This is a genomic window from Halomonas sp. BC2, assembly GCF_002078115.1.
GTDB classification, from domain to species: Bacteria; Pseudomonadota; Gammaproteobacteria; order Pseudomonadales; family Halomonadaceae; genus Vreelandella; species Vreelandella stevensii.
On record NZ_LFGT01000020.1, the window covers coordinates 4,997 to 11,827 of the forward strand.

Consider the following 6,831-nt stretch of genomic DNA (forward strand, 5'->3'; position numbering starts at 1 on the left):
TAACTGACCAGTACCATCATAATATTGCCCTCAGTACGTTATTTCCAAAGGAAAGGTGGGTAAGCGTCCAGGTCGCCCCGCAGGTGGCGTGCCATCAGCTGAGCTTGCAGTATGGGCAGCATACCTATAGGTGTTTTTTCATCAATAAACGTATGCAACAGATCTTCACGTTTTCGCTCTTGGTAAGCAGCCAGAACCCGCTTGCGAGCATCATCTGTCATAACGACGCCATTGCTTTCTGTAATGATGAAGTCCTTTTCTCGTAGCTGGCGTCGATTTATAAGTGAAAGGGCTAGACGGTCACCTAACAAAGGCCGGAACTCTTCAGCAAGGTCTAATGCAAGGCTTGGGCGACCTGGGCGATCACGATGCAAAAAGCCTACGGCGGGGTCTAAGCCTACGCTTTCTAGCGCTGAACGGCAGTCATGAGTCAGCAGTGTATAAAGAAACGACAACAAAGCATTAACACGATCACGAGGAGGGCGGCGATTACGTCCTTTAAACTCAAAAGCATTGCCTTCTTGGCGCACTAATGAATTGAAGACGCTGAAATATACTTGAGCGGCTTCGCCTTCCAAGCCTCGTAGCTCATTGGTTGTGGCAGGTTGCAATAGATTACGTGCGATTCGGCTTAACCGATCACGAGCCGCTTCCAGGCGCTGGTGATCATGAGGTGGCATCTTGCTGCCATAATCGCGAATGGCCCGGGCGAGAACAGCGCGCTGATTATGGACTTTACCAATCAAAAGGCTACTGACCAGGCTAGAACAGGAGGCTTCGTTATCACTGACACGATATTGGGTGCGCCTGAGTAACACATTGCCAGAGACGGGGCCTTCAATGCGCGCCAAGAATTTCCCGTTCGGTGACAGGTGGGTGATGGTAACGCCTTGTTCAGCGCAGAATCCCATTAACGGCGGGGATACAAGCACACGCCCAAAGCATACAAGGGACTCCAGCATATGAATGGGAAGCCTGGCGCGCTCTTTCCCTTCTACCTGCATGACAATGTTAGCGCCTTCTTTTTTAAGCCAAGCACCTTCGGTAGTGATGTACAGTGAGTTTAATTGTCGTCGCATTGGCGTTACTCATCCAGGGCATCAAGTTGACGGGTAAGCCATTGGCTTGCGGAGCGCTGCTTGCTAAACACTTGAGGTTGGCAAATATCGACAAGGGAGCAGTGATCACACTTTTTGGCATCGTAAATCGCTGGCGGTGTCTGCTGCTCATCAAAAATAGCGCGGGTTTGTTCAATGATGCGAAGAGTTAACGTGCGTAGAGCGTTATCAAAGGCGACTTCTTTGCGCCGACGTGTTTTGCCATAAAATAGCGCGCCAGAGTCTATGTGAGTATCTAACATTTCTTCCAGGCAGAGTGCTTGAGCGCAAAGTTGTACCTCATCCGCTCGGTGCGCTTTAGGTCGCCCGCGTTTGTACTCAATAGGCCGGACTGTCAGAGGCAATTGACGCTCATCAAACTCTACAATATCGGCAATACCGCTCAAGCCCAGCTGTTCACTTGCCAAAGGCAAGGCCATGGAAGTGTGTACGCCCCGGCGACGCTGATGCCCCAACTGGTCAGCGCGTTCGTGTAACAAACGACCTTCGGCAGTGTAGCGGTTTTCTGCCCATTGCTGCTCTACATGAATCAGCGCGCATTGACGCGGGCAGAACAGCGTATGCTGCAGAGCCGAAAGCGGAATGGGGCGTGCCTCTTCTTCCATGGCGTTTCACCTATAGGTGTTCTTCTACCGCCACACCAGGCGGCAGTGACTCGCTAGCAATATGAACCTGATAGTCGCTGTAGTGGCGTGCCGGTGTATCTTCTTTCCCTTCAATACGCTTCACTTGAACACTATCGAAGAGCACATGGGCGGGCGCGTTACCCATAGGGTGGTCATGCTTGAAAACAACGAGTTTTCTGGTGGACATCTCGCCGCGAGCAGCAGAGCGGTCGTGTTCAAACATATTGATTAGTGAACGCCATAGAAGGGCTAAATCGTCTTCTGAAAAGCCGGTGCGTTCAGCTAATTTTGCAGATATGTAGCCGTGTACGCGGTACAGGCCATAAGGAATGATGTGCTTGCGCCCCATGGTGCGCTCTTTTTCAAGATCCTTTTCGTTGGTAACCGCCATACGGGTAATGGAGACTTCCATGGGAATGACGGGATCGATAGAGCTGGCAAAGGCCACCTGAACAGGGCCGCGTACTTGGCCGGAGTTTACCTCGGTTGTCATGACAGCACCGAAGGTGCGAACGTCGAAAAAGTTATTACACATCCATTCGGTAACTTGGCGCGCTTTTTCTGCTTCTTTGGGAAGCTTTTTAGATTCAGGTTTAATGTCTAACGCTTCATAGGCTTTTTTATGCTGGTTGTTGAGCACTGACTTTTCTTGCATATAAATGGCATAGCCAGCGTCGTGTTCTTTTTCGAGCGCGACGTAGTTACGAATTTTACGTTTTAGGCACACATCTGTGATAAGCCCCTGGTTGGTCTCTGGGTCGAGTCGGGGCAGGTTTCCTGCATCAGGGTCGCCGTTGGGATTGCCGTTGGTGACATCAAATAAAAGGACAAATTCATAACGATTGGCAATGGTGCTCATTCCGAGTCTCCCTGTTCCGATTGTTCATCGCTATTCGCGTTATCTTTTTTAGCGAATCGCGTTTGTGATTGATGGTAGTAGCCAATGGCAAATCGCCCTTGTTCTTCGATACGTAGGCTGCGTGGGAAGGTATCGCCCAGCCCGTCAATAATTTGGCTGATTTCGCTTTCAATCGTGTATGCAATACCACCTTTATCTTTTTTACGCATGGATGAAAGGTGGTTCTGCACATTGCGCAGCAGCATAGGGAAAACGCTGGCGGGCGTCGCAGAGGCGGCACCGTAGTAGCGATCCTTAATGGTGGCATTCAACTCTCTACCAAGTGCACCACGTTGAGCGTTTTCTAATTCGGCAAATAAGCGGCCCAATAGGTAACCTGGATGGGTGGAGCTTTTATCAAGACTCACGGAAACCTCCTGTTTATTCGAGTTTGAGTGCGTGGCCAAGCGAGCCTCTCGGGCTAATACTGCCTTGCAAAGAGCGACGCGTAAGCCGTTGATATTGCCATCACTGCGAAAACGCATAACAACATTGGTAAGTAGCGATCGGGGGTAGCGTTGCCCCGTGATGATGGCGCGCATCATTTCGCCAGCAAGCTGGGGCAGTACGTCTTCTGATTTCGGGCGCGCGCCATGAATAGGCGCTGTTTGCAGGGTTAGCCACCAAACGCTGGGGGCAATGCCTTTCCATGGTGCAGGTTGGATATCTAGATCTCGGTAATGCTGGGCATAATGCTTGGTTAAGTGTTCCAGGCTATCAACTAGCCAAAAACGAACGGATAGACGAGCGGCATTGGGAGCGAGGCCCAGTACGTAAAATTGCGTTTCGGGTTCTAGCTCTGGAGCCACATCTTTTAGCGGGCGGCCATCCGCTACCTGGGCAAGTAGCGAGCCTAGTTTGCTGGCTTCCTGTTCATCGCTGGGTGGTTGGTTGAGTACTGCAAAAAAACTTTCCGCTGCCTGTGCAGCCTGTGACGTTTGCGCATTTGCCCAAAACACTAGTGTGGTATCACCTATTTGCAGGCGTTGTTGGTTGTCTGCATCGCCACGTAGTAGATAGTTAAGCGCTGTTGTATAGCCAAAAATTGCTGATGTGGAGATTGCCGCGTTTTGATTTTTACGAAATCCGTAAGACTCATACGCCTCGCTATTAAACGAGACGAGCGAAGCACCTGACGACTGTGCGTCTCTAACGCCTTTAATGGCTGGATGGTCAGTGCCTAGGACAGCGTCTTCACCGGTGATCAAGCATTGCCCATAAATGCTGGTACTTTCTTCGAGTGCAGCACTCCAGATTCGGCGAGCATCATCATTTTCATGCAGGTATTGTCGTTTTCCGTCTAGCCGAAAAATAATGTTGCTATCTAGTACCTCCTCGCTGTAACCGGGCAACGAGGATAGCTTTTCAGGGTGCCATTGATCCAAGAACTTCAAAAAGGCCAGGAGTGATTTGTCATCACTGTTACGAAAAAGGTCAAATTGGCGAGCTTTGAAGGCTGAATGTTCATCGCTTAAGCGTTTGCCTTCTCCGGCTGTTACCCCTAATGAGTAAGCGGTTTTGTCCCAAAGTGGGTAAGCATGAATGCCTGATGTGCGCCGTTTATCAACGGGCACCTTGTAGGTTCGGGCGCGGGGCTTTTTGCCTGAGGTGTCACGTAGATCATCAATCTGCTGCGGCACACCATTTTGATCGAAGGCTAGGGCAAAACTGATTTTTTCTGAGCTAAAGCCGGGCAGCGGTACTTTGTTTTCCTTGGCTAGCCGCTGATAGTAATCATTGAGGGAGGTCAATATCATGCGAGGGTCTCCTGGAAGGGAGGCACTTCAATCACGCCATCTTGCATCTTGGCGCGGAAAAATCGCGATGTCTTGCCGTTTGCAAAGTCAATATCGTGCAGCATATAGCCAAGGTCTTTCTCACCGATTAACGCGGGGTCAAAAGATGGAAGGGGCTGTTCGGGTTCAATGAGTGCAAAATTCGCCGGGAATTCGCGGGTGCCCATGCAGGGAGTGTGAAAGCATTGGCCTTGGCGGGCGCGGCGATTGAAAATATCCAGGTGTTTGCCGGGGGTGTCGCTATCATCCGCACGTGGGGTAAATTCAAAGTGCGCCTCAATCACGTAAGCTACATTGTGTAAAATGGTGGCGGCGCGCTGTTGACGGTTCTGGTCAACAAAATAGGCCACATCATCAACGCGGCCCGCTTTCATTGCTTTTGTTACAGAAGCGGCTGATAGCTTGCCGCCGACTTCATTGCGCCGCAGCGACTCAAATCGGATGGGCTTGAGTACATGGATACGGTCTACGCACCAGCGAATGGCGGGTTTCCAGTGGATGGCTTCCAGAATGCCGCGTGCCGCCGAGGGTGTAATCACATCATAGGATACACGCTCTACTTTCATCTCTGGCCGCGTAAAGCAGGCCCTGTCACCCCAGATATGCAGTCGAACTCCGTATGACATAACGGCTCCCTATTAATGTTGTATGTTTACCACTGTAAGCTTTCGGCTCGCATAAAGGTTGGGTCGCTCCAGTTTAACCCTAGCGCATCATCGTAGAGATCTTCATTGACCAGCAGCATGAATTGGTCATTAAATTTATCCGGCTCGATAGACGCAATGGCACCGACTTTTTCCAAGGCTCTAAAGCCGTTATGAGGCACTTGCACTGTATAGAGTTGCAGTTTTCGGGCGATCCCGCCAGGGCTTGTGGCAAAGGCGAGATCTTTAATCGCTTTGCGAGCTTCATCGTCTCTGGGAATAATGACACTTCGTTGATTATTGTCGATGAGGCGAAATTTCTGTTCGAGGGTTTCAAAGGGCAGGCCGTCAAGCCGCCCTTTTTCAATCAGCGAGAGCAGTTGGTACTTGTCGAGTTGGTCAGGCCCTTGCTGCCAGTAAAGTAGCGTGAAATACGCCTCTATCGCTTCAAGCGAGAGTGGGTCGTGGCCGTGCTGGCGTAGTACTTCACGAGTGGCTTGGGCGAACTGTTTTAGCTCGGGCGGCGGCGCCCACACCTCATTGGCAGTGGCAAAAATACGCACTTCGCTCTCTTCGGCGGTTCGTTTGCCTTCACGGTTACAGCGCCCTGCGGCCTGGGCAATAGAGTCAAGCCCCGCTTCGGCGCGCAGAACCCTCGGAAAGTCTACATCAACGCCCGCTTCTATTAATGACGTAGATACCACCCGGCATGGGTTGCCTTCTTTAAGTGTTTCACGAATACGCTGTAATACCTGTCGCCGATGAACGGCGCACATAGCGGTGGTCAGATGAAAAGCGCCTGGCTGATCGGCGATGGATTCATACAAGGCTCTGGCGTGGCGGCGGTTATTGACGATGCATAGTACCTGATTGGCGCCCAAGAGTTCGTCGCGCAACTGGTCGTCATCTAAGCAGCCAATATGCTTTACCGCCACTCGTTGTAATGCTTGATAGAGGTTTATTGGATCTGGGGCTAGCTCCTCAACGTCTTTGAAGCCGCCCGTGAAGCTGCGGGCTGCGTCATTAGTTTCAAGCAGGGCGGGTTGGGTAGCAGTGCAGAGCACAATGCTGGCGTGATAATTCAGCGCGAGTTCATCCAGTGCGGCAACACTTGGTCGTAGCAAGGGCAGGGGCATTGTCTGTGCTTCATCCAGAATGACGACGCTACGGGAAATATTATGTAGTTTGCGGCAGCGTGATGTTTTAGCGGCAAAGAGGCTTTCCAGGAACTGCACCGATGTTGTCACGATAATCGGTGCGTCCCAGTTCTCACTGTCGCGTCTGAGTTTATCAAGACTATTCCTGTCGTCTTTGAAAGCTTTTTCAGCATCAAAGGTGCTGTGGTGTTCGAGTACTGCATCAGGGCCATATTTGCCCAGTGCCTTCCGAAACACCGCCGCGTTCTGCTCGACGATACTGGTGAAGGGGATAACGTAGATAACGCGATCCATGCCATGGGTGATGGCGTGATCCAGGGCGAAGGCGAGAGAGGCCAAGGTTTTGCCGCCACCAGTGGGCACCGTGAGGCTGAAACAGCCAGGTCGCATCCCCGCTTTGTTACGTACCTCACGCAGGATATGTCCACGTAATTGGTTAATGCCTTTTTCGGTATCGAAGGTTTCCAAGTATTGATTGAGCGAGTCGCGAAGCAGCACTAGCGAAGCGCCGCCACCGCGTTGCCGTGCTAAGCCGGTTTCATGCTGGGCGTAGAAGGTTTCGGTATCGATATAGTCTGCATCGACCAAGCAT

At 51.3% G+C, this 6,831-nt stretch carries 6 protein-coding genes; all 6 read right to left on the reverse strand.

Going from position 1 to position 6,831, the window contains the following annotated elements:
- Positions 1–38: 38 nt before the first annotated feature.
- On the reverse strand, positions 39–1,079 hold the full coding sequence (cas1c, locus tag B7L71_RS12300) for a type I-C CRISPR-associated endonuclease Cas1c (RefSeq protein WP_081138317.1): 1,041 nt from the start codon (positions 1,077–1,079) through the stop codon (positions 39–41).
- 5 nt (positions 1,080–1,084) lie between these two features.
- On the reverse strand, positions 1,085–1,723 hold the full coding sequence (cas4, locus tag B7L71_RS12305; RefSeq protein ID WP_081138319.1) for a CRISPR-associated protein Cas4: 639 nt from the start codon (positions 1,721–1,723) through the stop codon (positions 1,085–1,087).
- 10 nt (positions 1,724–1,733) lie between these two features.
- On the reverse strand, positions 1,734–2,603 hold the full coding sequence (gene cas7c / locus B7L71_RS12310; protein ID WP_081138321.1) for a type I-C CRISPR-associated protein Cas7/Csd2: 870 nt from the start codon (positions 2,601–2,603) through the stop codon (positions 1,734–1,736).
- Positions 2,600–4,399, reverse strand: a complete 1,800-nt coding sequence (gene cas8c, locus B7L71_RS12315) for a type I-C CRISPR-associated protein Cas8c/Csd1 (protein ID WP_081138323.1) — start codon at positions 4,397–4,399, stop codon at positions 2,600–2,602. The genes cas7c and cas8c overlap by 4 nt, the downstream gene beginning before the upstream one ends.
- A complete protein-coding gene (gene cas5c, locus B7L71_RS12320) occupies positions 4,396–5,064 on the reverse strand; it encodes a type I-C CRISPR-associated protein Cas5c (protein ID WP_081138325.1) in 669 nt (222 codons plus the stop codon). Before cas5c ends, cas8c begins: the two co-directional genes overlap by 4 nt.
- 26 nt (positions 5,065–5,090) lie before the next feature.
- Positions 5,091–6,831, reverse strand: a 1,741-nt coding sequence (cas3, locus tag B7L71_RS12325; protein WP_081138408.1) for a CRISPR-associated helicase Cas3', incomplete at its 5' end; no start/stop codon positions are given.

Excerpts from the sequence above, each read along its gene's own strand:
- cas7c (WP_081138321.1), bottom strand. The coding sequence starts at position 2,603 with ATGAGCACCATTGCCAATCGTTATGAATTTGTCCTTTTATTTGATGTC.
- cas4 (WP_081138319.1), bottom strand. The coding sequence starts at position 1,723 with ATGGAAGAAGAGGCACGCCCCATTCCGCTTTCGGCTCTGCAGCATACG.
- cas1c (WP_081138317.1), bottom strand. The coding sequence starts at position 1,079 with ATGCGACGACAATTAAACTCACTGTACATCACTACCGAAGGTGCTTGG.
- cas5c (WP_081138325.1), bottom strand. The coding sequence starts at position 5,064 with ATGTCATACGGAGTTCGACTGCATATCTGGGGTGACAGGGCCTGCTTT.
- cas8c (WP_081138323.1), bottom strand. The coding sequence starts at position 4,399 with ATGATATTGACCTCCCTCAATGATTACTATCAGCGGCTAGCCAAGGAA.